Consider the following 594-nt stretch of genomic DNA (forward strand, 5'->3'; position numbering starts at 1 on the left):
GGTGAGCACCTCACGAGAGGCCTCGCTGGTCATCGACGCGTTCCGGCAGGCCCTGCACACCCGCCACCGCGCCGACGCGGCCTGGACCACGACCGGGCTGGTCCACCACTCCGACGCCGGCAGCCAGTACACCTCGGTGGCGTTCACCGCCGAACTGATCGACGCCGGCATCGCCGGATCGATCGGCACCGTCGGCGACGCCCTGGACAACGCGCTGTGCGAGTCCACCATCGGCCTGTTCAAGACCGAAGCCATCCACGACGGCGGACCCACCTGGACCGACCGCTCCGCCGTCGAGTGGCGGGTCGCCCGCTGGGTCCACTGGTACAACACGACCCGGCTGCACTCCTCGATCGGGCACCTACCCCCGATTGAGTTCGAACACCATCACCGGCAAGCTACAACCGCGGCACCCATCCCGGAGGTCGCGTAACCAACCAACCCTCCGGGAGATCCAGGACGGTTCACTGCCCGGCCCTGCTCGCAGTGCCCGGCGTCGGCCCGATCGTGGCCGCGACCATCCTGGCCGAACTCGGCGACCCCACCCGCATCCACGACGGCGCCGCGCTGGCCCGCATGGCCGGCACCGCCCCG

Annotated in this window: 2 protein-coding genes; both read left to right on the forward strand. The window is 70.9% G+C overall.

Annotated features, from left to right (window positions below):
* On the forward strand, nucleotides 1-433 hold a 433-nt coding region (locus E1212_RS29150), incomplete at its 5' end, for an integrase core domain-containing protein (protein ID WP_162605686.1).
* Nucleotides 434-486: 53 nt separating this feature from the next.
* The coding region (locus E1212_RS31265; RefSeq protein ID WP_162605687.1) for a transposase at nucleotides 487-594 on the forward strand (108 nt) is incomplete at its 3' end.

Origin of the sequence: Jiangella ureilytica, from assembly GCF_004348545.1 — a bacterium.
In the GTDB taxonomy this organism is placed as follows: domain Bacteria; phylum Actinomycetota; class Actinomycetes; order Jiangellales; family Jiangellaceae; genus Jiangella; species Jiangella ureilytica.